The organism is Bartonella sp. TT121SHDZB (genome assembly GCF_042193415.1).
Lineage (GTDB): Bacteria > Pseudomonadota > Alphaproteobacteria > Rhizobiales > Rhizobiaceae > Bartonella.
Window position 1 is genome coordinate 1 of the sequence record NZ_JBHILR010000040.1, and the last position, 1,218, is coordinate 1,218.

At 36.0% G+C, this 1,218-nt stretch carries 1 protein-coding gene; it reads left to right on the forward strand.

Annotated elements, in window-relative coordinates:
- Window positions 1-35 precede the first annotated feature (35 nt).
- Window positions 36-902 carry a type IV secretion system protein gene (locus ACFIKI_RS08345; protein WP_375666747.1) on the forward strand — a complete coding sequence of 289 codons (867 nt, stop codon included), beginning with the start codon at window positions 36-38 and terminating at the stop codon, window positions 900-902.
- Window positions 903-1,218: the final 316 nt, after the last annotated feature.

Genomic DNA, 1,218 nt, shown 5'->3' on the forward strand with positions numbered 1-1,218 from the left:
AATAAAAAATTGAAGATTCGTTAACGAGGAATGCCATGAACTTCACTATCTTCACGCAACTTTTCACTGAAATTGACAAGATAACAAAAATCTATGTCACAGATATTTCCTCAAAAGCAATAGCTACAATTACACCCTTCGTCTCAATCGGGATCACCATCGCTTTTATCATCTATGGATGGCTCATCATTCGCGGGGCTATAGATATGCCTCTCTCCGGATTTGTAAACCGTTTCCTACGGATAAGCATTATTACTTCAATAGCTCTTACCGCAGGACTTTATCAACCAGAAATCACAAATTTGATAACTCAAATGCCTCATGATTTATCAAAAGCACTCATAAAAAATCCACTCACTGATCAACAATTAATGAACTTGCTTGACAAAGCAGCAGACAGAGGATTTCAATATGCAAGTCGTCTGTTCGGAGAAACTGTTTTCTTCGATGCCAATGGGCTACTTTACGGTCTCTTAGGCATCGTCATCTTGTTGGCAACAAGCCTCGTAGTTGCAATCGGTGGTGGTCTCGTCCTCCTGACAAAAATCGCTATTGCTCTTCTCGTAGGATGGGGACCAATCTTCATTATTGCTCTACTCTGGCAACCAACCTATCGCTTTTTTGAACAATGGATAGCACAAGTCTTAAGCTATACAATCCTCTTTGTACTCTTAGCTACCGTATTTAATCTAATGATGAATATCTTTGCAAACTATATGCAAGATATGGACATCGATTACAAACAAAATATGGGATACATGTTTGGAGGAGCTCTCATCCTATCCATTATATCCATTATGCTGTTACTCAAACTGTCAAACATTGCCAATGCTCTCGCAAAAGGCGTTACATTTGGACATCTATGGAGACTAGATGGCATAGGAAAAAATAATTCCCGTTAATGTCCACCTTGAGCATTCATATGATAAAATAACCCGAATATTCAAATCCTACAGTGAAAAATATTTACACCGCAGCTGGATCTTTTCACGAATAAAATAGGATCATGAAATCAAAAAATAAAATAATCACAAACTATGCACTTTACTTTATATTCAAAATTGTAATAATGATAAAAATTGTTATATTATAAATAACAGTAAAAAAGAGTAGCATTAAAATGAAATATATCATTCCTATAATTTTAATTATGAATCTTTTGTCTGCTTGTGCGTTAGCACCAAAACTAAAGCAACCAAGTGATAGGAACCGCATACC

Bases quoted from the DNA above. Each gene is read 5' to 3' on its own strand.
- ACFIKI_RS08345 (WP_375666747.1), top strand. From the start codon at position 36: ATGAACTTCACTATCTTCACGCAACTTTTCACTGAAATTGACAAGATA.